The organism is Burkholderia sp. RF4-BP95 (assembly GCF_001521985.1).
Lineage (GTDB): Bacteria > Pseudomonadota > Gammaproteobacteria > Burkholderiales > Burkholderiaceae > Burkholderia > Burkholderia diffusa.
Window position 1 is genome coordinate 167,137 of the sequence record NZ_LOSX01000018.1, and the last position, 25,796, is coordinate 192,932.

Annotated in this window: 25 protein-coding genes; 9 read left to right on the forward strand and 16 right to left on the reverse strand. The window is 67.8% G+C overall.

Annotated features, from left to right (window positions below; all coding sequences use genetic code 11):
- Nucleotides 1-71 precede the first annotated feature (71 nt).
- A complete protein-coding gene (locus tag WS46_RS05490; RefSeq protein WP_059690184.1) occupies nt 72-1,721 on the forward strand; it encodes a DUF3459 domain-containing protein in 1,650 nt (549 codons plus the stop codon).
- Nucleotides 1,722-1,758: 37 nt separating this feature from the next.
- Here WS46_RS05490 and WS46_RS05495 read toward each other — a convergent pair whose 3' ends face one another.
- From WS46_RS05495 to WS46_RS05515, 5 genes are all read right to left on the reverse strand, one after another.
- A complete protein-coding gene (locus WS46_RS05495; protein ID WP_059689593.1) occupies nt 1,759-2,343 on the reverse strand; it encodes a thiamine phosphate synthase in 585 nt (194 codons plus the stop codon).
- Between the two features lie 28 nt (nt 2,344-2,371).
- Nucleotides 2,372-3,712 (reverse strand): hemolysin family protein, encoded by a 1,341-nt coding sequence (locus WS46_RS05500; RefSeq protein ID WP_059689595.1) that lies wholly within the window; start codon nt 3,710-3,712, stop codon nt 2,372-2,374.
- 75 nt (nt 3,713-3,787) lie between these two features.
- Entirely contained in the window at nt 3,788-4,567 is a 780-nt protein-coding gene (locus tag WS46_RS05505) for a sensor histidine kinase KdpD (protein WP_059689597.1), read from the reverse strand.
- Between the two features lie 66 nt (nt 4,568-4,633).
- Nucleotides 4,634-5,557 (reverse strand): DMT family transporter, encoded by a 924-nt coding sequence (locus tag WS46_RS05510; protein WP_059689599.1) that lies wholly within the window; start codon nt 5,555-5,557, stop codon nt 4,634-4,636.
- 41 nt (nt 5,558-5,598) lie between these two features.
- Nucleotides 5,599-6,456, reverse strand: coding sequence for a LysR family transcriptional regulator (locus WS46_RS05515; protein ID WP_059689601.1), 858 nt, complete (start codon nt 6,454-6,456; stop codon nt 5,599-5,601).
- 108 nt (nt 6,457-6,564) lie between these two features.
- On the opposite strand from WS46_RS05515, the gene WS46_RS05520 reads away from it, so the two are divergent.
- The 3 genes from WS46_RS05520 to WS46_RS05530 all read left to right on the forward strand — a co-directional run bounded on the left by WS46_RS05520 (nt 6,565) and on the right by WS46_RS05530 (nt 9,610).
- Complete coding sequence (locus WS46_RS05520; RefSeq protein WP_059689604.1) at nt 6,565-6,948, forward strand: tautomerase family protein; 384 nt, start codon at nt 6,565-6,567, stop codon at nt 6,946-6,948.
- A 139-nt stretch (nt 6,949-7,087) separates the two neighbouring features.
- Nucleotides 7,088-8,716 (forward strand): CHAD domain-containing protein, encoded by a 1,629-nt coding sequence (locus tag WS46_RS05525; protein WP_059689605.1) that lies wholly within the window; start codon nt 7,088-7,090, stop codon nt 8,714-8,716.
- A 48-nt stretch (nt 8,717-8,764) separates the two neighbouring features.
- Nucleotides 8,765-9,610, forward strand: coding sequence for a TOBE domain-containing protein (locus WS46_RS05530; RefSeq protein ID WP_059689607.1), 846 nt, complete (start codon nt 8,765-8,767; stop codon nt 9,608-9,610).
- 173 nt (nt 9,611-9,783) lie between these two features.
- Here WS46_RS05530 and WS46_RS05535 read toward each other — a convergent pair whose 3' ends face one another.
- The 4 genes from WS46_RS05535 to WS46_RS05550 form a co-directional block, all read right to left on the reverse strand.
- Nucleotides 9,784-10,485, reverse strand: a complete 702-nt coding sequence (locus tag WS46_RS05535) for a sulfate/molybdate ABC transporter ATP-binding protein (RefSeq protein WP_059689609.1) — start codon at nt 10,483-10,485, stop codon at nt 9,784-9,786.
- 106 nt (nt 10,486-10,591) lie between these two features.
- Nucleotides 10,592-11,269 carry a molybdate ABC transporter permease subunit gene (gene modB, locus WS46_RS05540; protein WP_059532377.1) on the reverse strand — a complete coding sequence of 226 codons (678 nt, stop codon included), beginning with the start codon at nt 11,267-11,269 and terminating at the stop codon, nt 10,592-10,594.
- A gap of 10 nt (nt 11,270-11,279) precedes the next feature.
- Nucleotides 11,280-12,077 carry a molybdate ABC transporter substrate-binding protein gene (gene modA, locus WS46_RS05545; RefSeq protein ID WP_059689611.1) on the reverse strand — a complete coding sequence of 266 codons (798 nt, stop codon included), beginning with the start codon at nt 12,075-12,077 and terminating at the stop codon, nt 11,280-11,282.
- A 140-nt stretch (nt 12,078-12,217) separates the two neighbouring features.
- Nucleotides 12,218-12,916, reverse strand: a complete 699-nt coding sequence (locus tag WS46_RS05550; RefSeq protein ID WP_059531515.1) for a phosphatase PAP2 family protein — start codon at nt 12,914-12,916, stop codon at nt 12,218-12,220.
- A gap of 249 nt (nt 12,917-13,165) precedes the next feature.
- Between WS46_RS05550 and WS46_RS05555 the strand changes: the two genes are divergently transcribed.
- Together WS46_RS05555 and WS46_RS33475 are read left to right on the forward strand one after the other, a co-directional pair.
- The gene (locus WS46_RS05555) at nt 13,166-14,275 is read left to right on the forward strand and encodes a PHB depolymerase family esterase (RefSeq protein ID WP_059689613.1); all 1,110 of its coding nucleotides are present in this window, start codon (nt 13,166-13,168) and stop codon (nt 14,273-14,275) included.
- 81 nt (nt 14,276-14,356) lie between these two features.
- Nucleotides 14,357-14,533, forward strand: coding sequence for a DUF3563 family protein (locus WS46_RS33475; RefSeq protein WP_006753395.1), 177 nt, complete (start codon nt 14,357-14,359; stop codon nt 14,531-14,533).
- A 118-nt stretch (nt 14,534-14,651) separates the two neighbouring features.
- Here the strand turns inward: WS46_RS33475 and WS46_RS05560 are convergent, their stop codons facing one another.
- From WS46_RS05560 to WS46_RS05580, 5 genes are all read right to left on the reverse strand, one after another.
- Nucleotides 14,652-15,071, reverse strand: a complete 420-nt coding sequence (locus WS46_RS05560) for an organic hydroperoxide resistance protein (protein ID WP_031399791.1) — start codon at nt 15,069-15,071, stop codon at nt 14,652-14,654.
- Nucleotides 15,072-15,227: 156 nt separating this feature from the next.
- Entirely contained in the window at nt 15,228-15,680 is a 453-nt protein-coding gene (locus WS46_RS05565; protein WP_059531509.1) for a MarR family winged helix-turn-helix transcriptional regulator, read from the reverse strand.
- A 150-nt stretch (nt 15,681-15,830) separates the two neighbouring features.
- Nucleotides 15,831-16,640, reverse strand: coding sequence for a BPSS1780 family membrane protein (locus tag WS46_RS05570; RefSeq protein ID WP_059689614.1), 810 nt, complete (start codon nt 16,638-16,640; stop codon nt 15,831-15,833).
- A complete protein-coding gene (locus tag WS46_RS05575) occupies nt 16,631-17,629 on the reverse strand; it encodes a homoserine kinase (RefSeq protein WP_059531505.1) in 999 nt (332 codons plus the stop codon). The genes WS46_RS05570 and WS46_RS05575 overlap by 10 nt, the downstream gene beginning before the upstream one ends.
- 107 nt (nt 17,630-17,736) lie before the next feature.
- Entirely contained in the window at nt 17,737-18,126 is a 390-nt protein-coding gene (locus tag WS46_RS05580) for a hypothetical protein (protein WP_059689617.1), read from the reverse strand.
- A 140-nt stretch (nt 18,127-18,266) separates the two neighbouring features.
- Here WS46_RS05580 and WS46_RS05585 point away from each other — a divergent pair, with 140 nt between their 5' ends.
- On the forward strand, nt 18,267-19,793 hold the full coding sequence (locus WS46_RS05585; protein WP_059690185.1) for an AMP nucleosidase: 1,527 nt from the start codon (nt 18,267-18,269) through the stop codon (nt 19,791-19,793).
- Between the two features lie 119 nt (nt 19,794-19,912).
- On the opposite strand, the gene WS46_RS05590 is transcribed toward WS46_RS05585, so the two are convergent.
- Both WS46_RS05590 and WS46_RS05595 read right to left on the reverse strand, forming a co-directional pair.
- Nucleotides 19,913-20,203 carry a hypothetical protein gene (locus WS46_RS05590; protein ID WP_059531502.1) on the reverse strand — a complete coding sequence of 97 codons (291 nt, stop codon included), beginning with the start codon at nt 20,201-20,203 and terminating at the stop codon, nt 19,913-19,915.
- Between the two features lie 389 nt (nt 20,204-20,592).
- Entirely contained in the window at nt 20,593-21,351 is a 759-nt protein-coding gene (locus WS46_RS05595; protein WP_059531499.1) for a TIGR00730 family Rossman fold protein, read from the reverse strand.
- 1 nt (nt 21,352) lies between these two features.
- On the opposite strand from WS46_RS05595, the gene polA reads away from it, so the two are divergent.
- Together polA and WS46_RS05605 are read left to right on the forward strand one after the other, a co-directional pair.
- The gene (gene polA, locus WS46_RS05600) at nt 21,353-24,106 is read left to right on the forward strand and encodes a DNA polymerase I (RefSeq protein WP_059689619.1); all 2,754 of its coding nucleotides are present in this window, start codon (nt 21,353-21,355) and stop codon (nt 24,104-24,106) included.
- A gap of 279 nt (nt 24,107-24,385) precedes the next feature.
- Nucleotides 24,386-25,720: an NAD(P)/FAD-dependent oxidoreductase gene (locus tag WS46_RS05605; protein ID WP_059531493.1), complete on the forward strand. Its 1,335-nt coding sequence runs from the start codon at nt 24,386-24,388 to the stop codon at nt 25,718-25,720.
- The last annotated feature ends 76 nt before the right edge of the window (nt 25,721-25,796 follow it).

Genomic DNA, 25,796 nt, shown 5'->3' on the forward strand with positions numbered 1-25,796 from the left:
TCGCATGCCGGGCCACGATGCGCCGCGCCGACCGCGCGGCCATGCCGCTCGGCACGCACGAGGAGCGCATGATGTCAGATTGTCCGCACGATCCGTATGCGCAGCACTACATTCACTGCCTGCCGTCCGGCGCGCAGCCCTGCGGCGCGCTCGGCACGTCGCCGCGCACGCATTTCCGCGTGTGGGCGCCGGGCAGCACGCATGTCCAGCTCGAACTCGATACCGGTCTAGGTCCGACGCTCGTCCCGATGACGGCGGCCGGTCCGCACTGGTTCGAAGCGTTCGTCGAATGCGGTGCGGGCGCGCGTTACCGTTATCGGCTCGACGACGTCACGTCGATTCCCGATCCCGCGTCGCGTTCGCAACCCGACGGGCTCAACGGCCCGAGCGAGGTCGTCGATCCGCGCGCGTTCACGTGGCGCAACACGTTCTGGCGCGGACGTGCGTGGGAAGACATTGCGCTGTACGCGATTCGTCCGCACGCGGTGGGCGGCTTCGACGGCGTGCGCCGCCGGTTGCCTCAGCTTGCCCGTCTCGGCGTGACCGCGCTGGAGTTGCTCGCGTCGCCGCACGACAGCCTGCCGTTCGCGCCGCTCGCGTCGGAGGGCGGCCCCGACGGACTGAAAGCGCTGATCGACGATGCGCACGGCTATGGTCTCGCGGTGCTGCTGGAACTCGACTACGCGCGCTTCGGCAGCGGCACCGACGCGCTACGTCATTACGCGGCGCCGTTCTTCCACACGCGCGACGATCCGCTGCAGGTGCCGCCGCTCGCGCTCGATCATCCGGAGGTGTGCGACTTCTTCTGCGACAACGCGCTGTACTGGATCGACGAATACCGTTGCGACGGCTTGCGGCTGCGCGAGGCCGACCGGATCGGCACGTCGTGGCTGCGCGAGATCGCCGACCGCGTGCGTGCGGCCGTGCCGGCCGACCGGATGATCCACCTCGTGCTCGGCAGCGAGCGTCATCCGGTGCATCTGGCCGACACGCATTTCGATGCGCAGTGGAACGGTTGCGGAGAACGCGCGCTGCATCGGCTGACGGGGCGCGACGTGTCGGCGCACGAAGGGATTTCGCCTCACCAGTCGATCCACACGCTCGCGCGCGCGCTGACCGCGGCAGGCGCGGCATTCCAGCCGGCCACGGCGGGCGAGGGTCCATGCGCCGAAGGGTTGTCGCTCACGTCGCTGGTGCTGTCCGATGGCGCTTGGCACGAGAGCGAGCATGGCGATCATGAGCAGACGCCGGGCCTCGCGGCGCTTGCGCTGTCGCTGCTCACGCCGCAGATCCCGCTGATCTTCGACGAAACCGCGCGCGATGTCGATCGTGCGCATTTCGTGCAGTCGGCGCTCGCGGTGCGCGCGAAGCTGATTGCGCCGCGGTTGACCGATTGCCGGCCGCAGGACGCGCATGCGCTGAAGGCGAGCGGTGACGGCGACGCCGATGCGCTGCTTGCATCATGGTGGCTCGCCGATGACGAGACGTTGACGATCGCATTGAACCTGTCGCCCGACGCGGTGCCGTTCGATGCGCCGAACGGGCAGGTCGTGTTCGAGACGCCGGCACGCGCGCGCGACCGGGTCGATGAAGGGGAGTTGCCGCCGTATTCGCTCGTTGCGTGGCTGACGGGTGACGTCAACCGCTATGCGCTGACGCACGACGTGCGCCGCCTCGACGACAGCGCACGGCGCGCAATGCGTCCCGTTCCGGGCGCGTGATGTTTGAATTGCCGGGCGCTGGCGCGCCCGGCCGCACTTACCAGAAGCCGCGAATGCCCGCGACGCCGTACGCGCCGTGGCGGCGCGCGTCGTCGAGATGCGCGCGCGTCATGCCGCCGAGCGCATAGACCGGCATCGCGGCCTGCGCGGCCAACGCGGCGAATTGCGTCCAGCCGAGCGTCGGTGCGCCGGGGTGGCTCAGTGTCGGCAACACGGGCGACAGCGTGACGAAATCCGCGCCCGCGCGCGCGGCCAGCACGAGATCGTCGGCCGCGTGGCATGCGGCCGACATGCGGCGCGCGGCCGGCAGCGGCCGTTGCGCGACGGCGCGCAGGGCGGCGCCGTCGAGGTGCCAGCCCGCGCCGTCGAGCTGCATCACGCCGGCCGCATCGATCGGTCCGTTGAGCATCAGTTGCGCGCCGGCCGCGTCGCAGCGCGCGAGCGCATCGGCGGCCAGCCGCGCGAACGCGTCCGCATCGAACGACTTCACGCGCAACTGCACGAGCGTCTCGCCGCGTGCGAGCACGGCCGACAGCCTGTCGAGGAATGCGCGGCAATCGGCGGCCGACGCGGACGCCGGCTCCGGCGTGATCACGCAGCAGCGCGGCAGCGTCGGGCTCATCGCGTGCGGCGACGACAGCGAGAGGCCATCATTCGTCGGCCTCTTTCGCGATCTTCGGATAGACGCGCACCAGCACGATGCGCGGCCCGTTCATCTTCTTCACGACGACGTCGAAGCGATCGAACGACACGCGCTGCCCTTCGGTCGGCAAATCGCTGAGCGCCTGGATCACGAGGCCGCCGACCGATTCCGCGCGCCCTTCGTCGATGTCGATGCCGAGCGCCTGCTCGAGCGACACGACGGGCAGGCTGCCCTTGCCCATCAGCGTGCCGTCGTCGAGGCGGCTCCAGTCCGCATCGCCCTGGCGGAACTCGTCGTGGATCTGGCCGACCAGCGCGCCGAGCAGGTTGTCGAGCGTCAGGAAGCCGATCGGCTTCTCGCCCTTGTTGCCGACCAGCGCGAAGTGCGGCGCGCCCTTGCGGAAGCGGCGGAACAGTTCCAGCGCGGGCATGTCGGGCTTCACGTACTGCACCGGGCGCACGTAGTCGGACAGATCCTCGAGCGCCGCACCGGCATGACGCGCGAGCAGCAGGTCCTTCAGGTGGATCAGCCCGCTCACCTGTTCGCGCGACGCATCCTCGAACAGCGGATAGCGGCTGAAGCGGTGCCGCGCGACGATCTCCATGTTGTCGGGCAGCGGCAGGTCGCGGCGCAGGCCGATCATTTCATGTGCCGGCCGCATCAGGTCCGACACCGTCATCGATGAGAAATCGAGCGAATGCGCGAGCGTGTTCCACTCGTCGTTGGTGTACGTGCCGCGGGCCGGCTGGGCCGCGTTGCCCGCGCTGCGGCGGCTGCGCAGGATCAGCTTCAGTTCGTCGGTCGAGTAGTGCGCGTCGCCGCCGTGATCGGCCGACAGGCCCGCGAGCCTCAGCACCGCGTTCGCGCTGCTGTTGAGCACCCAGATCGCCGGATACATCGCCCAGTAGAACGCGTAGAGCGGCAGCGCGACCCACAGGCCGACCTTTTCCGACTGGCGGATCGCCATCGATTTCGGTGCGAGCTCGCCGACCACGATGTGCAGGAACGAGATCAGCGAAAACGCGAACACGAGCGAGATCAGGTGCACGATGCGTTCGGACTGCACGCCGATCAGGTCGAGCAGCGGGCCGATCAGTTCCGCGAACGCCGGCTCGCCGACCCAGCCGAGGCCGAGCGACGCGAGCGTGATGCCGAGCTGGCAGGCGGACAGATACGCGTCGAGCCGGCCGTGCACGACGGCGAGGATGCGGCCGCGCAGGCCGTGCTTGCGGGCAAGTGTCTTGACGCGCGTCGCGCGCAGTTTGACGAGGCCGAATTCGGCCGCGACGAAAAACCCGTTCAGGGCCACCAGGAACAACGCGCCGATGAGCGCGAAGATCTGTAACAAGGAATCGCTCCAGTCATGACAGGCCCATCAGTATAGGGCCGGAAAGGGAAATGTAATGATTCGGGCGCCGATCGATTACACCGGCGCCTCGCAGGGGACGGAGAGCGAGAGGGTGACGGCGGAGCCGTCGGCGAACGGGGTGTGGGTGAAGGTGCCGCCGTGCGCGAGCGCGACACGCTGGCACAACGCGAGCGCCCAGGCGACGCGCTTCGCGTCGCGCGCGCGCAGCATCTCGCTGCGGGCGAACGGTTCGAATGCGTGCGGCAGCGCGGGATCGGCGAGGGCGTCGGCGCTCACGTCGCAGGTGACGTGCGCGACGCACCGCGCGCCGTCGCGCGTGCATGTGAAGGTCACGCGACTGCCGGCGGCGCTGGTTTCGACGGTCGTCGTCAGCATCGTCCAGAGCGCCTGAGCGATGCGTTCGCGATCGGCGCTCAGCGACGGTTCGCCGTCGGGCAGCGTCGCGTCGACGGTCACCTGCCGGGCGTCGGCGAGCGCGAAGCGCACCAGTGCGAGCGTGTCGTCGAGCAACGGGCGCAGCGCGAACGGCTGTACGGCGATCGCGAGCGTGCGCGTTGCCGCGCGCGGCGCGTCGAGCACGTCGTCGATCAGCGCGACCTGCTGGTCGATCCCCGCGCGGATGCCCGCGAGCGCGCGTTGCAGGTTCGGGTCGGCGCTGGCAAGCTGGCGCTCGAGCACGTACGCCCAGCTGTGCATCGCGTTCAACGGGCTGCGCAGGTCGTGCGATGCGGTGGACAGCGCCTGGTCGCGCAGGAACAGCGCGGCCTCGGCGGCATAGTGCGCTGCGCGTTCGCGCAGGAGGTCGGCGGCGGGATCGACGGGATGGGGCGTCACGGAGCTGGCCTGTCGGAAGCGGTTGGCATGAAAACACGCGAACCGCCATTATAGGGATCGCGCGTGTCACGCCGGCAGCGCGTCCTCGTCCTTTTTCCGGGCGTCGCCGTTCGGCAGCAACTGGCATGCGAGCAGGCCGGCCAGCATCAGCGCGCAGCCGACCAGCGCGCGCAGCGTCAGCGTCTCGCCGAGCGCGGCCCAGCCCGCGATGGCCGCGAACACGCCTTCCATGCTGAAGATCACGGCCGCGTGCGCGGGCGCCGCATCGCGCTGCGCGACGACCTGCAACGTATAGCCGACGCCGACCGACAGCAGCCCGCCGTACAGCAGCGTCGGCAGCGCGCTGCGCAGCATCGCGACGCTGACCGGCTCGATCACGAGGCCGACCGCGAGGCACAGCGCGCCGCACGCGACGAACTGCAGGAACGCGAGCACGAGCGGATCGTGCCGCTTCGCGAAATGGCCGACGGTCATCACGTGCGCGGCGATGATCACCGCGCCCACGAGCTGGAACCAGTCGCCGTAGAGCACCGAGAAATGCTCGTCGATGCTGAGGAAATACAGGCCGATCGCCGCGAGCAGCGCGCCGAACCACGTGCCGGCGCCGATCCGGTGGCGGACGAACACGCCCATCAGCGGCACGATCACGACGTACAGCGAGCTGATGAAGCCCGCGTTCGCGACCCGTGTGTACTGTAGGCCGAACTGCTGAAGCGAGATCGACACGGCGAGCAGCCCGCCGAGCGCGAGGCCCGGCGCGAGGAGCGCCGGCTCGCGCCGAATCGCCGCGAGCTGCGCGCGCGAGCCCGCGTTGAACGTCAGCAGCGGGATCAGAACAAGTGCGCCGAGCAGGAAACGCAGCCCCGTAAACAGGAACGGCCCGATCACGTCGAGGCTCAATCGTTGCGCGACGAACGCCGAGCCCCAGATCGCGGCGGCGGCGAGCATCAGCAGGTTGGCGCGGAGGTGCTTGCGGGCTTCGGGCTTCATCGGAATTCTTCGGAAGATTGCGAACGGCGAAACCGCTCAGTTTACGCCGAGATTGCAAGGCTGTCGGAAAACCTTCGGAGTGCGGCTGCCGCGCGGGCGTCGCGCACGCGCGAATACAGCACGACCTGCGAGTGCGGCAGCGGCGGCAAGCCGAATTTCGCGCCGACGTCGACCAGCGTGCGCGGCGCGACGCGCCGGGCCAGTGGACAGACCGCGAGCCCGGCCGCGGCGGCGGCCGTGACCGCCGCGACGCCGCCGCCCGTAAAGCGCTCGCGCCACGGGCGTCCGGCATGCTCGAGCGCGCGCAGCGCGGCGGCCCGCACGCCGCACGGCCCGGCCAGCACCGCGAGCGGCAGCGGCTCGCCGGCGCGCGGCGTCCAGTCGGGCGCGGCGAGCCACGCGAGCGGCTCGGTGAACAGCAGCGTGCCGTCGTCGCGCGGGGGATCCTCGCCCGGTTCGTGCCGCACGATCGCCGCGTCGAGCCGCCTTTCGTCGTATTGCGCGAGCAGGCTCGCCGACATTCCCAGATGCATTTCCAGCGACAGCCCGGGATCCTGCCGGTGCAGGCTCGTCAGCACGGCCGGCAGGTCGGGCACCGCAACGTGCTCGCTGACGCCGAGCGACAGGCGATGCGTGCCGGCCGAAATCGCGCCGAGCGCCTGGTCGTGCGCGTCGAGCAGCGCGCGGGCGGCCGGCAGGAAGTTTTCGCCGTCAGCGGCCAGCTTGACGACGCGCGGCGTGCGCGCGAGCAGCGGCTTGCCGAGGTGCGCTTCGAGCCGTTTCAGCTTCAGGCTGACGGCCGATTGCGTGGTGCCGAGCGCGTCGGCGGCGCGCGTGAAGCTCGCGAGATCGGCGACCAGCACGAACGCGCGCACCGCATCGAGGTCGAGGACTTTCATTTCAAATGAAAATGAATGAAATATGGATTGATGACTGTTCATTATAGTTCTGCGCGCCTAATCTGGCGTGGCGTTTCCACTTTTCAACGTCACCGAAAGGAGCAGACCATGCCGTTCACCCGTATCGCAGTGCGCGAAGGCAAACCCGCCGCCTACCGCGCGGCGCTTGTCGACGGCGTGCATCGCGCGCTGATGCACGCGTTCAACGTGCCCGAGGACGACATCTTCATGGTCGTGACCGAGCATTCGGCCGAGAACTTCGTGTTCGGCCGCCATTACCTCGACATCGAACGCAGCGACGATCTCGTGATGATCCAGATCACAGCGAACAACACGCGCACGCTCGAGCAGAAGCAGGCGCTGTACCGGACCATCGCCGAAAACCTCGCGCGGCAGCCCGGCGTGCGGCCGCAGGACGTATTCATCAGTCTCGTCGAAGTGCTGAAGGAGGACTGGTCGTTCGGCAACGGCATCGCGCAATACGTCGTCTGATACGTCGTTTGACACACGACAGGCGCGACAGGGCCAGATCGTTTCACGCGCGTTTTCGCGGCGTGTACTATGGAAGCTGCTTCACGGGCGACGCCGGTGCGAAGGATGCGCCGGCGATTCTTCATGTGCAGGAGCCTCCATGTCGCGTGTGCTGGAAATCGTGTTGTGCCTGTCGCTGGAAGGTTGGCCGGTCAAGACGGGAAGCCGCGCCCGTGGCGAGCAGCGCGACTTCGGCGCCGAACTTGTCCGGGCGTGGCGGATCTGTCCGCAGGTGCGGATGCGGCGCGGCCAGGAGCGCGTGACGATCGAGCCGTGCCAGGTCGAGGAGGCCGAGCCGAACCCCGGCGAATGCTGGTGGACGTGGATCGAGTCGAACGCGCAGGGGCGGCGGGTCGTCGCGTCACGCACGAAGGCATTCGCGCCTGGCGTCGTGGAGCGGGAGTTGTTCGATGCCGAGCATGCGGGCATCGTCGTGGCCGCGCCGGCGTCCGGGCCGATTGCCGAGACGGAATCGGCGGAGGCCGCGGGCGAGGGCGACCGCGTCGTGCCCGGCCACGTTGACGAAGCGGCGGTCGCCGCAGCGTCGGCGCCGGCGCGGCCGAGGCTCGTCAGCGAGCGGCGGCGCGGGCGCTGGGCGGACGACAGCGGCGTGGTGGTCGAGATGACGCTCGACGACGTCACGCTGCACGGCGGCACCGAACCGCCGCGCCGCCATGTCGAGCTGCGCCTCGCGGCGCCCGACTGGGAAACCGCCGCCGCACGCACGGCCGCGCTGCGCGCGCTGTTTGCCGCCGCGCGCGAGCTCAGCGGCGCATGGCCCGCGTTCGTGCAGCTGACCAGCGTGATCGATCGCGCGTGCGCGGGCGAGCCTGCCGTCGCCGGGCCGGTCAAGGCGCAACTCGTCGACCTCACCGGCATCCGCACGCAGCGGGCCGCGCTGTTCGCGCTGTCGGGCGACATCGCCGCGCAATGGCTCGGCAACGAGCGCGGCGTGCTCGACCGCGACGATCCCGAATTCGTGCATCAGATGCGCGTCGCGCTGCGGCGGCTGCGTACGCTGATGCGCTTCTTTCCGCGTTTCGCGGACGATCAATGGCAGAACACGTTCGGCGTCGACTTGCGCTGGCTTGCGGCCCTGCTCGGCACGGTGCGCGACTGGGACGTGTTCTCGACCGAGAGCCTGCCCGCGCTGATCGCGGCCGACGGCGGCAGCGCGGACTGGGACGGCACGCTCGACGCCGCGCGCGTACAGGCGCTGGCCGCGCGCGTCGAACTGCGCCAGGCGCTGCATTCGGCGCGCTATGCGCGACTGACGCTCGGCTGGCTCGAGTGGCTGTGCGGGCTCGCGCTGCCGCCGACCGACGCGGACGACACACCGTCGCTGCGGCGGCATGCAACCAAGCGCGTGCGGCGGCTGTTCGGTCACCTGTATGCGTCGCCGTCGCTCACGTCGCTCGACACGGCCGCGCGGCATCAGGTGCGGATCGACGCGAAGCGGCTACGCTATGCGCTCGAATTCTTCGCGTCGCTGGCCTCGCGCCGCACGCGCAACGAGACGGTCAAGACGCTCGCGCGCGTGCAGAGCGTGCTCGGCGAGGCGAACGACACGATCGTCGCGCTGCATCATCTCGAGCAACTGGCGGCGCCCGCTTACCAGCTGGGTTTCGTGCGCGGCTACGGCGCCGCGCTCGAGCAACGCGCGGCGAGGGATGCCGAGACGCTGCTCGCGAGCCTGCGTCCGCCGAAGCTGGATGGCAAGCCGCGTTGAGCCTCGCGCGCTCACTATAATGGCCCCCCGTTTTCTTCAGACAGACCGATGAGCGACGCGTCGCCTCCTTCCTCTTCCGCCGGACCGCTCGAACTGGGCGGCGAACTGTGGCTGCGCGCGGGCGGGCAGACGCTCGGCGGCGCCACCCGCATCGCGCTGCTCGCGGCGATCGGCGACACCGGATCGATCACGCGCGCGGCGAAGGCCGTCGGGCTCAGCTACAAGGCCGCGTGGGATGCGATCGATACGATGAACAACCTGGCCGGCGAGCCGCTCGTGACGCGCGCGACGGGCGGCAAGGGCGGCGGCGGCACGACGCTGACGCCGCGCGCGACCTCGCTGATCGCCGCGTTCCGCACGATCGAGCGCGAGCATCGCCGCTTCATCGACGCCGCGAGCGCGGCAGTGTCCGGTTTCGACGTCGACTGGGCGCTGATCGGCCGGATCGGGATGAAGACGAGCGCGCGCAACCAGTTGTTCGGGAAGGTCGAATCGATCGTGCGCGGCACGGTGAACGACGAGGTGACGCTCGTGCTGCCCGGCGGGCAGGTGATCGTCGCGGTGCTCACGCACGAAAGCGCCGACACGCTCGGCCTGCAGCCGGGCGCGGATGCGTGCGCGCTCGTGAAGGCGTCGTGGGTCGTGCTGGCGGTTGACGACGAAGGCGGCGCCGAAGCGTCTCTGAAGGTATCCGCGCGCAACCAGTTGCGCGGGACGGTCGACGCCGTCGCGGCGGGCGCGGTGAACAGCGAGGTGACGCTGGCGCTCGACGGCGGCGGGACGCTCACGGCCGTGGTCACGAACGACAGCGTCGGGGCGTTGCAGCTCGACGCCGGCCGGCGTGCGATCGCGCTGTTCAAGGCATCGAGCGTGATTCTCGCGGTGACGGGCTGATCGCGCGCGACGGCGGTGTGAGCCGTTTCCGGCGATGACCGTGGGCGGACGAGGCGAAACCGGCGCCGCCCAACGTACGCGAGGCGCCGGCTTCGATCCCGTTTTCAGCTTGTGCCGCCAATGCGGCTTCTCTCAGGTCGAACATGGCCGCTCGGGCCACCACATTCGCGCAATCAGGTGACGCGCGTCGGCCACTCGGCGTGCGGCGTGGTGGCCTGCACGCGTCCTTCGTTCAATTGCACGACCTGGTCGCCGAACGCGGCGACGTCGTCGGGATCGTGCGTGATGAGCACCATCGGGATATCGAGCCGCGCCTGCAGTTCGGCGAGTTCGTGGCGCATGCGCTGGCGCATCGCGCCGTCGAGCGCCGCGAACGGTTCGTCGAGCAGCAGGATGCGCGGCTGCGCAACGAGCGCGCGGGCAAGCGCGACGCGCTGCTTCTGTCCGCCCGACAACTGCGACGGGAATTGCCCGGCGAGCGTGTCGAGTTCGAATGCCTGCAGCCAGTACGCGACTTCGGGCGGCACCGTCTTCGCACGCGGGTTGCGCAGGCCCGACGTGAGCCCGAACGCGATGTTCTGGCGCACGTTCAGGTGCGGAAACAGCGCATAGTCCTGGAACAGATACGCGACGCGGCGCGCACGGGTCGGCACGTCGATGCCGCGCGCGGAATCGAACAGCGGTTCGCCGTTCAGCGCGATCGTGCCTTCGTCGGGCGACAGCAGGCCGGCGATCGCCTGCAGCGTCATGCTCTTGCCCGCGCCGGACGGCCCGAACAGCACGACCCGCTGCGTGGCGGCCGTAAACGACACGTCGAGCGTGAAGCGGCGCTCCGCGTTCACGTAGGTCTTGCGGATGTCGACGGCAACGCTCATGCGGGCCTCCGTCGTGCCGCGCCACGCGCGCGGGAAGCCGCTTGCGCGACGGGAAGGCGTTTTGCCGCGACCCGTGAGGCGCGGCGAATCGAAGGCGGCCGGCGCGTCATGTCGGCTGGCTCCGCCCGGCGCGCGACGGCACGAGCCAGCCGGTCGCGAGCAGCACGAGCACGCAGGTGATCGATGTCACCAGCACGAGGAAGTTGGCCGTGTTGTCGTCGCCGGCCTGCACCGCCGCATAGATCGCGACCGACAGCGTCTGCGTGCGGCCGGGCAGGTTGCCGGCGATCATCAGCGTCGCGCCGAATTCGCCAAGTGCGCGCGCGAAGGCGAGCAGCGCGCCGGCCAGGATGCCGCGCGTGGCGAGCGGCAGCGTCACGCGGAAGAACACTGCGGCTTCGCCGAGCCCGAGCGTGCGTGCCGCGCGCTCGAGATGCGGATCGACGCTTTCGAACGCCGTGCGCGCCGATTTCAGGATCAGCGGAAACGCGACGACCATCGATGCGATCACCGCGCCCTGCCACGTGAAGACGAGTTCGATGCCGAGCGTGTCGAGCCACGCGCCGAACACGCCGCGTCGGCCGAGCAGCACGAGCAGGTAATAGCCGAGCACCGTCGGCGGCAGCACGAGCGGCAGCGTCAGCAGCGAATCGACCACGTCGCGCATCGGCGAGCGCCAGCGCGCGAGCATGAAGGCGGCGGTGACGCCGAGCACGATGTCGAGCGCGGTCGCCCAGCCGGCGACCTTCAGCGACAACAGCAGCGGCACCCAGGCGTCCTGCATCATGCTGCGCTCACTTGCCCGCGGGCTTGAAGCCGAACGTCGCCAGCACGGCCTGGCCCTGCGGCGACGCGACGAAGTCGATGAACGACTGCGCCTGTGCGGCATGGCGGCTGTCCTTGACCACCGCGATCGGATAGGTGATGGCCGTCTGCGTCGGCACCGTCAGCGCGACCTTCACGCGGCCCGGCATGATCGCCGCGTCGGTGCCGAACACGAAGCCCGCGTCGACTTCGCCGCGCGCAACGTAATCGAGGCTCTGGCGCACGTTGGCGGCCAGCACGCCCTTCGCGCTGACGGCGTCCCACACGCCTGCCGCGCGCAGCGCGCCTTCCGTGTAGCGGCCGACCGGCACCGACGCCGGGTCGCCGTACGCGATGCGCTTCACGCCGGGCGCCGTCAGGTCGTTCAGCGACGTCGGCGCGGCCGCGTGGCTGTCGGCTGGCACGATCAGCACGAGCGAGTTCGCCGCGAAATCGCGGCGCGTGCCCGGCACGACGACTTTTTCGCTGATCGCACGATCCATCGCCTTCTGGTCGGCCGATGCGAACACGTCGGCCGGCGCGCCCTTGGCGATCTGCTGCATCAGCACGTCCGACGCGCCGAAGTTGAACAGCACCTTGGTGTCCGGATGCTGCTTCTGATAAGCATCGCCGACGGCCTTGAACGCATTCGTCAGGCTTGCGGCCGCCGACACGACCAGCTCGTCGGCAGCGGAAGCCGGCCCGCTGAACGCGATGCCCGCGGCAAGCGCGGCGAGCGGCAGCAGGCGGAGCAGGGTGCGGCGAAGCGGGCGGACGGTTGGGCGCATGGTCGGGTCGTTTGAATGGAATGGTTGAAACCGTAATCGTAATATAGGGCGGGTTATAACGCTCGGCATACCGTTCATGCGCCGGCGCGCATGAAATCCTCAGATCTGGAAGGCGACGGGAAGGATGTTCGGGCGCCCCGTCACGCGTGCATCAACGGCGGCGGCGACCCGGTGCGGTGCAGCGACGACGGCTGCGATGCCGGCCGGTAGTTGGGATTGGCTTTCCAGCGGGCACGGACGAACGGCCGCTCGTGCCCCGACAGCTCCAGCGCGACCCGGGTGACCCAGCGGTGCGACGGCACCGTGATGCCGTGCAGCGCGACGGTGACGAGCGCGAGGCTCACGACGACCGCCGGCACCGACCAGCGGTGCGGCACCGCGTGCCACGAGCCGGCGATGAATGCCAGCGCGGCGATCGCGCCGACGATGCAGCCGGTGATCGATTCGGACGGCGAATGCGCGTCGAGCGCGACGCGCGACACGCCGACCGCGATGCCGGCCGCGAGCCCGAGCGCGATGCCGGCGATCCGCACCGGCGTGCGCGTGCGGATCAGCGCGAGGAAGATCGCGACGGGATAGACCGACGTCGACAGCATCGCGTGGCCGCTGAATCCCGTGAAGTCCCATGCGCGGATGCCGACGCCCCAGCCGAGGAACGCGATCTTCGTGAGCGCGACGACCCCGATCGCGACGGCGAGCACGCCGAGCCACGCGGCCGCGCGCTGCCACGAGTAGCCGAGCGCGAGCCACACGGCGATCGTGATCGCGAGCGGCAAGGTCAGGCCGGCGCCACCGAACGCGGTGATCATGATCCACAGGTGAGAGGGCAGGTCGAACATCGGGAGGGGAACGAGCAGAGGCGGGACGAATGCTTAAATCAACGCGCGAGCCGGGAAGAACGACTACAACGGATACAAGCGGCTAAACCCCAGTATAGCGCCGCGTATGCTCGAGGCCCGTTTTTTGCCGCGCGGCGGAACTATCCGCGCGCAGGAAAAATCCCAGAAACAATGTTATGGTGCATTGCACAAAGTCGAACGATGCACCGAGTGTTGTCCCCCTATTTTTCCTGACTGCGAGCCCGATCGATGACCAAAAGTCTGACGAAGGTATGGCTGGGCGGCATGAAACGTATGCTGTCTCCGGCCGCCAAACGTGCGGCGCGCGATGCACAGCGTATCGCGCGCGATACGCTCGAGGCTGCGGCGTCGCCCGCCGCGACCGATCTGTCCCCGCCGCGTGAGTCGCGCGTGCGGCCGCGCGCGGCTGCATGGGCGGCCGGCGAGTGGACGCGCGGCGAACACCCGATGGCGCCCGCGCTCGGCCGCCTGGTCCAGCAGCTCGCCTACGGGCTGTACGTTCCGCCTGGCCGGCGGCGCGGTGCGATACCGCTCGTCGTGATGCTGCACGGTTGCCAGCAATCGGTCGACGAGTTCGCGCAGGGCACCCGGATGAACCTGCTGGCCGACAAGTACGGCTTCGCCGTGCTGTATCCGGAGCAGTCGGTCCGCGCGCACTCGCACGGCTGCTGGCACTGGTACGAAGACACCGACCGCGCGGGCCGCGGCGAGGCGGATGCGGTCGCGTCGCTCGTCGACGCGCTCGTCGACGAGCACGGCTTCGACGCATCTCGCGTCTACGTCGCCGGGCTGTCGGCCGGCGCGGGCCTGGCGGCACTGCTCGCGCTGCACCACCCGGATCGCTTCGCGGCGGTGGCGCTGCACTCCGGCCCCGCGCTCGGCGAGGCGAATTCCGGAATCAGCGCGATGGACGTGATGCGGCGCGGCCTCCGGCAGAATCCGGCCGCGGTGGTCGACACGGTGGTCGATGCTGGCGCGTATCCGGGCATGCCCGTGCTGATCGTGCAGGGCGACCGGGACCATGTCGTCGCACCGAAGAATGCGGACCAGTTGATGGTGCAGTTCATGCGCCTGAACGGGCTCGCGGACAGCCGCGGCGCACTGCGCGGCGGCGAGCGCGTGGAAACGCGCGAGGCAGGCGCGCAGATCACCGACGTGCGTCGCGACGGCGAGTCGATCGTGCGGCTCTGTCACGTGAAAGGGCTCGAACACGCATGGGCGGGCGGCGACGAAGCGGTGCCGTTTCATGCGGCGGTCGGCCCCGATGCGAGCGCGATGATCTGGTCCTTTTTCGAAGAGAATCGGCGCACTGTGGCGACCGAACGACGCACCGTCTGATCGACGCTGGCCAAAGGCTAGGGTTTTCCCTATAATTCGGGAAAACCCTAGTCAAAGAACCTTTGGATTGCGAGATCGACCATGTACCTGCTGAGCCACCTCTTCCTGATGCTGACCAAGAACGCTGAAAAGGCCGCGAAAGAGCGCGCCGATGCGTATCTGTCCGAAGCAACCGACATCTACGATCTCGAATTCCGCATGCGCAAGATCGATCGCGAAGCGGCGATGAACCGTCCGTTCTCGTTCGGCTCGCGTTAAGCAGCGCAGCGCAGCGCAGCGCGGGCCGGCTCACCAGCCGGTCCGGCGAATCACGCAAAGGGGCGTGTGTGGCAAGCAGCCGCACACGCCCTTTTTGCATTCGGCGCCGCGCGTTGCGTCAGACGACCGTCAGGCGCACCGGCACGTTGTTGCGGGTCGCGTTCGAATACGGGCACACATGGTGCGCCTTGTCGACCAGCGCCTGTGCGTCGGCCTTGTCGAGCCCCGGCAGCGACACGCGCAGTTCGATGTCGAGCCCGAAGCCACCGGCGTCGTTCGGGCCGATGCCCACTTCCGCGGTCACTTGCGTGTCGGCCGGCAGCGCCTGCTTGTTCTGGCCGGCGACGAACTTCATCGCGCTCAGGAAACAAGCCGAGTAACCTGCGGCAAACAGCTGCTCCGGGTTCGTGCCTTCCGCGCCCGTACCGCCGAGCTCGCGCGGCGCGGCCAGCTTCACTTCCAGCTTGTTGTCGGCGGATACCGCGCGGCCGTCGCGGCCGCCCGTGCTCGTGGCGCTGGTCTTGTACAGAATGTTCATGGTGCAGCTCCTGTCGGAAGAGTGGTAGGAAGCGGTCCGGTCGGACGGGGTGTCGCCGGCCACGAACGAAATATAGAACACAAATGATTTGTGTGCAAATGAAATTTTGAAGAAAAAGCCCGGGCAGTGCCGGGCTTGTTTGAGATCGACGTGCCGTCAGCCTTCGTTGGCGGCCGACAGCGCGTTGCGCAATTGCTGGAGATCCGCGCGCAGCCTGACCAGGAACTCGGGCGTTTGCTGCATCGCGCAGAAGAGATCGGCGGGCACCGAGCGCGCCTTGAGCTTCAGCGCACGGCCTTCCGCGGTCAGGCGCACGTTGACGACGCGCTCGTCGGTCGCGCTGCGCACGCGTTCGACGTAGCCGAGCGCCTCGAGCCGCTTCAGCAGCGGCGTGACGGTAGCAGGGTCAAGGTCGAGGCGGGCGGCGATGTCCTTCACCGCGATGTCGTCGCGCTCCCACAGCACGAGCATTGCAAGATATTGGGGATAGGTCAGCGACAGCTTGTCGAGCAGCGGCTTGTACGCCTTCGTCATCGCATGGGAAGTCGAATAGAGCGCGAAGCACAGTTGCTCGTCGAGCGTCTGGGGCAGCGGGGGCAGGCGGTCCATGATTCGGGGGCGCGGCGGACGCGCTAACGATTTGCATGCAAATTATTTTGCGCGCAACGGATTCGATTGAACAGGGGCGGCGCGAAGGTTGGGGCGCCGGGGCCGGCAGGGGAGATGGACGGCCGGCGGCGTGCGCCGGCCGAGTCTGCGTCAGTGGCCCGACGCGGGCGTCGCGGTTCCCGGTTCCTGCACGCCGAAACAGCCGCGATAGGTCGCGTAGAACGAGCAGTACATCATCGTGACGATGATGATCGTCACCGGCATCATGATCGTCAGCACGTAGGCGCCGGCGCCGAGCGCCTGCAGCAGCAGCGACAGGCCGAACGACGTGCCGAGCGCGACGCCGAACCACAGCAGCCCGTACACCACGAATGCGCCGCGATTGCGCCAGCAACTGACGATGCTGAAGAACAGCGCCTTGGCGGGCGGGATGTCGTGCCATGCGGTGAGCACCGGCGCGAACCAGAACAGCATCGCGACCGGCGCGTAGAGCAGCGTCGCCAGCAGCAGCGCGCCGAGCGTGCCTTGCGCGGCAAGCGCTTCCGGTGTCGGACTCGTTTCGCTCGTCGCGCCCAGCATCATGGTGAGCAACCCGCCGCCGTCCACGACGGACGACGCGGCGAACACCAGCACCATCAGCGCGACGTAGACCACGCCGAGCACGAGCAGCCGCTGCGTCGTCACGGTGCCGTACGAGCGAAACCCGTCGATGAGGATCGTCGGCATCACCGGCTTGCCGGCCACCGTGTCGCGGCACGCGGCCATGAAGCCGACGGCGATGCCGGGGATGAACAGCAGCGGCAGCGCCGCGCCGATGACCGGCACCATCGACACCAGCGTGATCGCCAGCAGGTACGTGAAAAACAGCGTGATGAACGCGAGCGGGTTCCGGCGGAACAGCCAGATGCCTTGACGGAACCAGACATAGCCCGCTTTCGCGGGCACTTCGATCAGTTGCATGCGGTATGGGTCTCGGGAAGCGCGGGCGTGTGGGCGATACGCTCACGCAGGATGCGTTCGAAATGACCGGGGTCGTGCGGTTTGAGCATTTCAGCCGCGCGCGGCAGGTAGAAATCGTACAGGCGCGACACCCAGAAGCGGTACGCGCCCGCGCGCAGCATGTCGCTCCAGTGGCGGCGCTCCTCGGCCGTGAACGGCCGGACCGTCTGGTACGCGCGCAGCAGCGCATCCGCGCGCGCGACGTCGAGCACGCCCGTCGCGAGGTCGACGCACCAGTCGTTGACGGTCACCGCGACGTCGAACAGCCATTTGTCGCAGCCCGCGAAATAGAAATCGAAGAAGCCGCCGAGCCGGACGTCATGACCGGTGCCGGGCGCCGCGTGCGCGAACAGCACGTTGTCGCGGAACAGGTCGCAGTGGCACGGGCCGCTCGGCAGCGCCGCGTAGTCGTCCGACGAGAAGAACGCGGCCTGATGCGCGAGTTCGTCCTCGAGCAGCGTGCGCTGCGCGTCGGAAATGAACGGGACGATCGCCGGCACGTTTTCCTGCCACCACGGCAGGCTGCGCAGGTTCGGCTGGTGGCGCGCATAGTCGCGCCCCGCGAGGTGCAGGCGCGCGAGCATCTGCCCGACCTCGATGCAGTGTTCGACCCCCGGTGCGAGTTCGGCGGCACCATCGAGCTTCGTGACGATCGCGGCCGGCTTGCCGTGCAGTTCGCCGAACAGCGCACCGTCGTCGCGCGGGACCGGATCCGGCACCGGCACGCCGTGGCTGGCCAGATGGCGCATCAGATCGAGGTAGAACGGCAACTGTTCGGCCGTCAGCTTTTCGAAGATCGTCAGGACGTATTCGCCGCGCGTCGTCGTCAGGAAGAAGTTGCTGTTTTCGATGCCGGACGGAATGCCGCGGAACGCCAGCACGTCGCCCAGTTCGTAGTGGCGCATCCATTGCGCGAGATCGGAGTCGGAAACAGCGGTGAAAACGGCCATGCGAGATGCGTCTGGTCAGTTGTCGGCACGCGCGCGGCGTGCGGCGCGACAGGAGGTGAAGGGAAAGCCGGCGCGCCGCGTCGGGACCGACGCGGCGCGGGGGGAAATCAGTAGCGGAGGTTCACCGACGGCAGGCGCGTGATCGGGACGCCCGCGTCGTGCGGCTTCGGCGACGTGTCGAGCGTCGAGCTCATCTGGTAGCGCGTGCCGAAGTTCGACTTCACGTCGATCTCGACCGGCTTGCCGCGATCGCGATACTCGGTGACCTCGGTGCCGTTCTTGCTCTTTTCATGGAAGCTCGGCGTGCGGCGAATGTCGGCGAAGTCGACTTTCGACGTGACTTCGGCGCCCGGCCGGTTGATCTTGCGGAGATCGGGCAGGCCGGCGGCTTCGTTGGCCTCGGCCCGGGCCTGCGCGTCGGCGTCGGGCGTGCCGCCGGCGGCGGCAAACGTGCCAGCGAGCACGGCGGCAGCGGCGACGAGAATGAGCGGCTTCATGATGAGTCTCCAGTGAACCTTCCGATTTTAGCAAATACTGCGCGCGGCCCGGCCCTCGCGTGCAAGCGGCGTGCAAGCGGGCGGCCATGAGCGTGACCGGGTTCCGTGGTAATGTCGTTCGATCAGACGAGGTGATGAAAATGAAGAACGATTTGAGCCGCCGGCATCGGGTGCTGACGCCCGAGAGCCCGCCCGTCGAAGCATTCGACGATTCCGTTGCCGCCGTCGCGCGGCTGTCGGCCATCTACGACACCAATACGGGTTTCCTGCGCGACGCCTTCGCGCGTTATCGCCGCCATGAATCGATCACCGAGCACGTGCGCGCGTGCTATCCGTTCGTGCGGATTCGCACCGACGTCAACACGCACGTCGATTCGCGCCGTTCATACGGTTTCGTCGCGGGCCCCGGCGTGTTCGAGACGACCGTCACGCGTCCCGACCTGTTCGCGAACTACTATCGCGAGCAACTGCGCCTGCTGTCGAAGAACCACCATGTGAAGATCGAGATCGGCGTGTCGTCGCAGCCGATTCCGGTTCACTTCGCGTTTCCCGAAGGCATCCACCTCGAAGGCGAGCTCGATCGCGACCGCCTGCTCGCGATGCGCGACATCTTCGACACACCCGACCTGTCGTACCTCGACGACCGCATCGTCAACGGCACGTTCGAGCCGGCACCCGGCGAGCCGCATCCGCTCGCGCTGTTCACCGCCGCGCGCGTCGACTTCTCGCTGCACCGGCTGCGTCACTACACGGCGACGTCGCCCACGCACTTCCAGAATTACGTGCTCTACACGAACTATCAGTTCTACATCGACGAGTTCGTGAAGCTCGGCCGCGCGATGATGACGGAAAGCACCGATCCGGACGTGCGCGCGTACCGCAGCCAGTACAGTTCGTTCGTCGAGCCGGGCGACGTCATCACGTACAACGCGAACCTCGGCAGCGAGCCGGCCGAGGGCGCCGCGCCGCCGCGGCTGCCGCAGATGCCCGCGTATCACTTGAAGCGCGCGGACGGCAGCGGGATCACGATGGTCAACATCGGTGTCGGTCCGTCGAACGCGAAGACGATCACCGATCACATCGCGGTGCTGCGTCCGCATGCCTGGGTGATGCTCGGCCACTGCGCGGGCCTGCGCAACACGCAGCGCCTCGGCGACTACGTGCTCGCGCACGGTTACGTGCGCGAGGATCACGTGCTGGATGCGGACCTGCCGCTGTGGGTGCCGATCCCGGCGCTCGCCGAAGTGCAGCTCGCACTCGAGCGCGGCGTGGCCGAGGTCACGCGTCTGGAGGGAGCCGAACTGAAGCGCGTGATGCGCACGGGCACGGTCGCGAGCGTCGACAACCGCAACTGGGAACTGCGCGATCACCGCGAGCCCGTGCAGCGGCTGTCGCAGAGCCGCGCGATCGCGCTCGACATGGAAAGCGCGACGATCGCCGCCAACGGTTTCCGTTTCCGCGTGCCGTACGGCACGCTGCTGTGCGTATCGGACAAGCCGCTGCACGGCGAGCTGAAGCTGCCGGGCATGGCCGACACGTTCTATCGCGGCCAGGTCGACCAGCATCTGCAGATCGGCGTGAAGGCGATGGAGATTCTGCGCACGAACGGGCTCGACAAGCTTCATAGCCGCAAGCTGCGGAGCTTCGCGGAAGTGGCGTTTCAGTGAGGTGAACGCCGCGCAAGCCGCGGGCGTAACGACAAAGGCCGCACGCGAACTTTCGTTCACGTGCGGCCTTGTTCTTTGTCCTGCAGTGCGCGGGCCCGATCGGCCCCGCACCTAGACGCTCAGCACTCGCCCTTCTTCGCGTGTCCCGGCGGGCAATGGTAGCCGCCGTGACCGCGATGGCGCTCATGATCTTCCCACTCACGACGCTCCCAGTAGCGGCGGCCGTCCCAGTAGCGATCGCCGTGCCAGCCGATCACGACCGCGGGCGCCGGTGCGACCACGACAGGCGCGGGCGCGACGACGACCGGCGCGGGCGTGCCGATGTTGACGTCGACGTTGACGGCATGGGCGAGGCCGGACAGCGAAAGACCGAGGCCGGCGAAGGCGAGGGCGATCAGTGAGCGTTTCATGTTGTTTTCCGTGATGTCGTTGTCAAAGGCCGGCGCGACGCGATGGACGCGAGGGGGATCGTTCCACCGGGGGGACGCCACGCCGACGAGATGCAGTGTGCAGGCGCGGCGCGAAAAAGGCGAGACGGGTTTGTTACGGTGGATTGACGTCAGGCACGCTTGCCGGATCGATGACGGGCTGCACGATTTGACAATGGCGGGCCGGGCATGGGAAGCGTTGATCGCATTGCGCGATGCAGGCTGCCCGGATTTGACATTCGGCGGCGCCCGGCTGCACGGCGGGATTAACACGGCGTTACAAAATGACGCGCGGCAGGTGGCGGAATTGCCGTGCCTGCCGCGCGTGAGACGGGATGCCGGCCGTGAGGCAGGCCATCGCACCGATCGAATTACAGATAGAACATGCGGTCTTCTTCGGGCCGCGGCGGATGGTCTTCGCCGTCCGCACCTTCTTCCTCGCCGCTGTCCTCGTAGAACGCGAGCACGGCGTCGAGCACCTGGTCGGGATCGTCGATCACCTGCATCAGATTCATGTCTTCCGGATTGATGAGGCCCATCGGAATCAGCTGGTCGCGGAACCACTGCAGCAGCCCCTGCCAGAACGTGCTACCCACGAGAATGATCGGCACGAGGCGCGACTTCTTCGTCTGGATCAGCGTGAGCACCTCGGACAACTCGTCGAGCGTGCCGAAGCCGCCCGGCATCACGATCACCGCGTCGGAGTTCTTCACGAACGTGACCTTGCGCGTGAAGAAGTGGCGGAAGCGCAGCGAGATGTCCTGGTAGTGGTTGCCCGCCTGCTCGTGCGGCAACTCGATGTTCAGGCCGACCGACGGCGCCTTGCCGGCGTGCGCACCCTTGTTCGCGGCTTCCATGATGCCGGGGCCGCCGCCGGAGATCACCGCGAAGCCGGCGTCGGACAGCTTGCGCGCGATCTGCACGGCCAGCTTGTAGTGCGGCGTGTCCGGTTTGAGACGGGCAGAACCGTAGATGCTGACGGCCGGGCGGATCTCCGACAGGTACTCGGTCGCCTCGATAAACTCTGCCATAATCGTGAACATCTGCCACGATGCGCGCGCCTTCTTGGCCGTCGCGCGTTCTTGATCTGCGAGCGAACGCAGACTCGGAATCACTTTTCTCTTGTTCATAATGCCTGAAGAACGAAATCTGGAAGGTAAGACCCTGCTATTGGTTGACGGTTCGAGCTATCTGTATCGGGCTTACCATGCGATGCCTGATTTGCGTGGCCCTGGCGGGGAGCCGACCGGAGCGCTCTACGGAATCATCAACATGCTGCGCCGTATGCGCAAGGAAGTCAGTGCAGAGTATAGCGCTTGCGTGTTCGATGCAAAGGGCAAGACGTTCCGCGACGACCTTTATGCCGACTATAAGGCAAACCGTCCGTCGATGCCGCCCGATCTTGCACTGCAGGTCGAGCCGATTCACGGCGCGGTGCGTGCGCTCGGCTGGCCGCTGCTGATGGTCGAGGGCGTCGAGGCCGACGACGTGATCGGCACGCTCGCGCGGGAAGCCGAGCGGCACGGGATGAACGTGATCGTGTCGACCGGCGACAAGGACCTCGCGCAGCTCGTCACCGATCACGTCACGCTCGTCAACACGATGACCAACGAGACGCTCGATCGCGGCGGCGTGATCGAGAAGTTCGGCGTGCCGCCCGAGCGGATCATCGACTACCTCGCGCTGATTGGCGACACCGTCGACAACGTGCCCGGCGTCGAGAAGTGCGGGCCGAAGACGGCCGTGAAATGGCTGTCGCAATACGACAGCCTCGACGGCGTGATTGAACACGCGGGCGAGATCAAGGGCGTGGTCGGCGACAACCTGCGCCGCGCGCTCGACTTCCTGCCGCTCGGCCGCAAGCTCGTGACCGTCGACACGGCCTGCGATCTCGCACCGCATCTCGAATCGATCGAAGCGTCGCTGAAGAGCGACGGCGAAGCACGCGACCTCCTGCGCGACATCTTCGCGCGCTACGGCTTCAAGACGTGGCTGCGCGAAGTCGACAGCGCGCCCGCCGAAGGCGGCGGCGCCGATGCGCCGGAAGGCGAGCCGGCGCAAGTGGTCGCGGCGGACATCGTCCGCGAATACGACACGATCCAGACCTGGGAACAATTCGACGCATGGTTCGCGAAGATCGATGCGGCCGCACTGACCGCATTCGATACCGAAACCACCTCGCTCGATCCGATGACCGCGCGGCTCGTCGGCCTGTCGTTCTCGGTCGAGCCGGGCAAGGCCGCGTATCTTCCGGTCGCGCACCGCGGCCCCGACCTGCCCGAGCAGTTGCCGATCGACGACGTGCTCGCGCGCCTGAAGCCGTGGCTCGAATCGGCCGACCGCAAGAAGGTGGGCCAGCATCTGAAGTACGACGCGCAGGTGCTCGCGAACTACGACATCGCGCTGAATGGCATCGAGCACGACACGCTGCTCGAATCGTACGTGCTCGAATCGCACCGCACGCACGACATGGACAGCCTCGCGCTGCGCCATCTGGGCGTCAAGACGATCAAGTATGAAGACGTGGCCGGCAAGGGCGCGAAGCAGATCGGCTTCGACGAAGTGGCGCTCGAGCAGGCCGCGGCGTACGCAGCCGAAGATGCGGACATCACGCTGCAGCTTCATCACGCGCTGTATCCGCAAGTTGCGCGCGAACCGGGCCTCGAGCGCGTGTATCGCGAGATCGAGATGCCGGTGTCGCTCGTGCTGCGCAAGATGGAGCGCACCGGCGTGCTGATCGACGACGCACGCCTGCAGGCGCAAAGCAGCGAGATCGCGACGCGGCTCATCGAACTCGAGGGCCAAGCGTACGAACTGGCCGGCGGCGAATTCAATCTCGGCTCGCCGAAGCAGATCGGGCAGATCTTCTTCGAGAAGCTGCAGTTGCCGGTCGTGAAGAAGACGCCGAGCGGCGCTCCGTCGACCGACGAAGAAGTGCTGCAGAAGCTGGCTGAGGATTACCCGCTGCCGAAGCTGCTGCTCGAGCATCGCGGGCTGTCGAAGCTGAAGTCGACCTACACCGACAAGCTGCCGCGCATGGTGAATCCCGCAACGGGCCGCGTGCACACGAACTATGCGCAGGCCGTCGCGGTCACGGGCCGCCTCGCGTCGAACGATCCCAATCTTCAGAACATTCCGGTGCGCACGGCCGAGGGCCGGCGGATCCGCGAAGCGTTCATCGCGTCGCCGGGTCACTGCATCGTGTCGGCCGACTATTCGCAGATCGAACTGCGGATCATGGCGCACATTTCCGGCGACGCGTCACTGCTGCGTGCGTTCTCGCAGGGCGAGGACATCCACCGCGCAACGGCCGCCGAGGTGTTCGGCGTGACGCCGCTGGAGGTCAACTCCGATCAGCGCCGGATCGCGAAGGTGATCAACTTCGGGCTGATCTACGGGATGAGCGCGTTCGGCCTCGCGTCGAACCTCGGCATCACGCGCGATGCGGCGAAGCTGTATATCGACCGCTATTTCGCGCGCTACCCGGGCGTCGCGCAGTACATGGAGGACACGCGCGCGGCAGCGAAGGAAAAGGGCTACGTCGAAACCGTTTTCGGCCGCCGCCTGTGGCTGCCGGAGATCAACGGCGGCAACGGCCCGCGCCGCCAGGCCGCTGAACGTGCGGCCATCAATGCACCGATGCAGGGCACGGCGGCCGACCTGATCAAGCTGTCGATGATCGCGGTGGACGACTGGCTCACGCGCGACCAGCTCGCATCGCGGATGATCATGCAGGTGCACGACGAACTGGTGCTCGAGGTGCCCGACGACGAACTGTCGCTCGTGCGCGAGAAACTGCCGGAAATGATGTGCGGTGTGGCGAAGCTGAAGGTGCCGCTGGTCGCTGAAGTGGGTGCCGGCGCGAACTGGGAAGAGGCACACTGACGCACCCCCGCGTGATTCCCGCGTCCCGCGGCATATTGTTGCAGGGATGCTGAATATCGAGATGGTTTGCTTGTGGTCAACGCGCAAGCTCCCGGACAATGCATGTCAGTCAGGTCATTGTCGCGGGGGCAGCGTGCCCCGCGTTCCGGCGTCGGCGCATCGAAGTGTTTCGAACTGCACATCGATGATGTCCGAACCGGTTAATCCAACGGGCGGCGCGAACGCATCGCGTCTGCATCGTCCGGCGGCAGCAGTTTCGAATCGCAAAGGGGGAATCGGATGCATCGGATCATCATCGTAGGCGGAGGCGCGGGCGGCCTGGAACTGGCGACGCGGCTCGGCGACCGTTACGGCGCGCGCGGCAATCGTCCCGCGCGTGCGCTCGTCACGCTCGTCGACCGCAATCCGACCCACATCTGGAAGCCATTGCTGCACGAGGTCGCGGCCGGCAGCATGGACCCGTTCACGCAGGAACTCGAATACGCAGCCCAGGCACGCTGGCATGGCTTCGAGTTTCAGCAGGGCGAACTGACCGCGCTCGATCGTGCGGCGAAGCGCATCACGCTGTCGCCCGTCAACGACAGCGACGGCGCGGAACTGCTGCCTGCGCGCGACCTGGAATACGACACGCTCGTGATCGCGATCGGCAGCACGACGCATTTCTTCGGCGTGCAGGGCGCGGCTGAAAACGCGATTGCGCTCGATACGGTCGGCGAGGCCGAGCGCTTCCGCAAGCGCCTGATCGCCGCGTGCATGCGCGCCGAGCACCAGGCGCCGGCGCAGCCCGCGCCGGGAGCGGCGGACGAGCCGCGCATCCAGGTGGTGATCGTCGGCGGCGGCGCGACGGGCGTCGAGCTGTCCGCTGAACTGCGCAACACCGCGCAGGTGCTGTCCGTCTATGGGCTGCACAAGCTCGACCCGCAGCACGACGTCGGCATCGTGCTGATCGAATCGGGGCCGCGGATTCTGCCTGCGCTGCAGGAGCGCGTCTCGACCGCAACGGCCGAACTGCTGGAAAAGCTCGGCGTGCGTTTGATGCTTGCCGAGCGCGTGACCGAGGTCGCGCCGGGTTTCGTGCATACGGCGAGCGGCAAGTCGGTGCGCGCGGATCTCACGGTCTGGGCGGCCGGCATCAAGGCACCGTCCGTGCTGTCGAATCTTGACGGCCTGCAGGTCAACAAGCTCGGCCAGCTCGACGTGCGCCGCACACTGCAGACCTTCACCGACGACAACGTCTTCGCACTCGGCGATTGCGCGGCATGCGTATGGCCCGGCAACGAGCGCAACGTGCCGCCGCGCGCGCAGGCCGCGCACCAGCAGGCGAGCTTTCTGCTGAAGGCGATCGGCTGCCGGCTCGACGGACGTCAGTTGCCCGAGTTCACGTATCGCGATTTCGGTTCGCTCGTGTCGCTCGGTCACTTCAGCGCAGTCGGCAACCTGATGGGCGGGCTGATCGGCGGCAACATGCTGATCGAAGGGCTGTTCGCACGCTTCATGTATATGTCGCTGTATCGTCTGCACATCGCGGCGCTGCACGGCTATCCGCGCATGGTGCTCGATACGTTCGCGCACTGGCTACGCCGCACGACGCTGCCGCGCGTCAAGCTGCACTGACCGCGCGGTTCGTGCACCGACGGGCAGGGATTCCTGCCCGTTGTCGTTTCAGGTGCGGTTGACCGCGGATTCGCGC

Bases quoted from the DNA above. Each gene is read 5' to 3' on its own strand.
- WS46_RS05490 (WP_059690184.1), top strand. From the start codon at position 72: ATGTCAGATTGTCCGCACGATCCGTATGCGCAGCACTACATTCACTGC.
- WS46_RS05495 (WP_059689593.1), bottom strand. From the start codon at position 2,343: ATGAGCCCGACGCTGCCGCGCTGCTGCGTGATCACGCCGGAGCCGGCG.
- WS46_RS05510 (WP_059689599.1), bottom strand. From the start codon at position 5,557: ATGAAGCCCGAAGCCCGCAAGCACCTCCGCGCCAACCTGCTGATGCTC.
- WS46_RS05515 (WP_059689601.1), bottom strand. From the start codon at position 6,456: ATGAAAGTCCTCGACCTCGATGCGGTGCGCGCGTTCGTGCTGGTCGCC.
- WS46_RS05520 (WP_059689604.1), top strand. From the start codon at position 6,565: ATGCCGTTCACCCGTATCGCAGTGCGCGAAGGCAAACCCGCCGCCTAC.
- WS46_RS05525 (WP_059689605.1), top strand. From the start codon at position 7,088: ATGTCGCGTGTGCTGGAAATCGTGTTGTGCCTGTCGCTGGAAGGTTGG.
- WS46_RS05530 (WP_059689607.1), top strand. From the start codon at position 8,765: ATGAGCGACGCGTCGCCTCCTTCCTCTTCCGCCGGACCGCTCGAACTG.
- WS46_RS05535 (WP_059689609.1), bottom strand. From the start codon at position 10,485: ATGAGCGTTGCCGTCGACATCCGCAAGACCTACGTGAACGCGGAGCGC.
- modB (WP_059532377.1), bottom strand. From the start codon at position 11,269: ATGCAGGACGCCTGGGTGCCGCTGCTGTTGTCGCTGAAGGTCGCCGGC.
- modA (WP_059689611.1), bottom strand. From the start codon at position 12,077: ATGCGCCCAACCGTCCGCCCGCTTCGCCGCACCCTGCTCCGCCTGCTG.
- WS46_RS05550 (WP_059531515.1), bottom strand. From the start codon at position 12,916: ATGTTCGACCTGCCCTCTCACCTGTGGATCATGATCACCGCGTTCGGT.
- WS46_RS05555 (WP_059689613.1), top strand. From the start codon at position 13,166: ATGACCAAAAGTCTGACGAAGGTATGGCTGGGCGGCATGAAACGTATG.
- WS46_RS33475 (WP_006753395.1), top strand. From the start codon at position 14,357: ATGTACCTGCTGAGCCACCTCTTCCTGATGCTGACCAAGAACGCTGAA.
- WS46_RS05560 (WP_031399791.1), bottom strand. From the start codon at position 15,071: ATGAACATTCTGTACAAGACCAGCGCCACGAGCACGGGCGGCCGCGAC.
- WS46_RS05565 (WP_059531509.1), bottom strand. From the start codon at position 15,680: ATGGACCGCCTGCCCCCGCTGCCCCAGACGCTCGACGAGCAACTGTGC.
- WS46_RS05570 (WP_059689614.1), bottom strand. From the start codon at position 16,640: ATGCAACTGATCGAAGTGCCCGCGAAAGCGGGCTATGTCTGGTTCCGT.
- WS46_RS05575 (WP_059531505.1), bottom strand. From the start codon at position 17,629: ATGGCCGTTTTCACCGCTGTTTCCGACTCCGATCTCGCGCAATGGATG.
- WS46_RS05580 (WP_059689617.1), bottom strand. From the start codon at position 18,126: ATGAAGCCGCTCATTCTCGTCGCCGCTGCCGCCGTGCTCGCTGGCACG.
- WS46_RS05585 (WP_059690185.1), top strand. From the start codon at position 18,267: ATGAAGAACGATTTGAGCCGCCGGCATCGGGTGCTGACGCCCGAGAGC.
- WS46_RS05590 (WP_059531502.1), bottom strand. From the start codon at position 20,203: ATGAAACGCTCACTGATCGCCCTCGCCTTCGCCGGCCTCGGTCTTTCG.
- WS46_RS05595 (WP_059531499.1), bottom strand. From the start codon at position 21,351: ATGAACAAGAGAAAAGTGATTCCGAGTCTGCGTTCGCTCGCAGATCAA.
- polA (WP_059689619.1), top strand. From the start codon at position 21,353: ATGCCTGAAGAACGAAATCTGGAAGGTAAGACCCTGCTATTGGTTGAC.
- WS46_RS05605 (WP_059531493.1), top strand. From the start codon at position 24,386: ATGCATCGGATCATCATCGTAGGCGGAGGCGCGGGCGGCCTGGAACTG.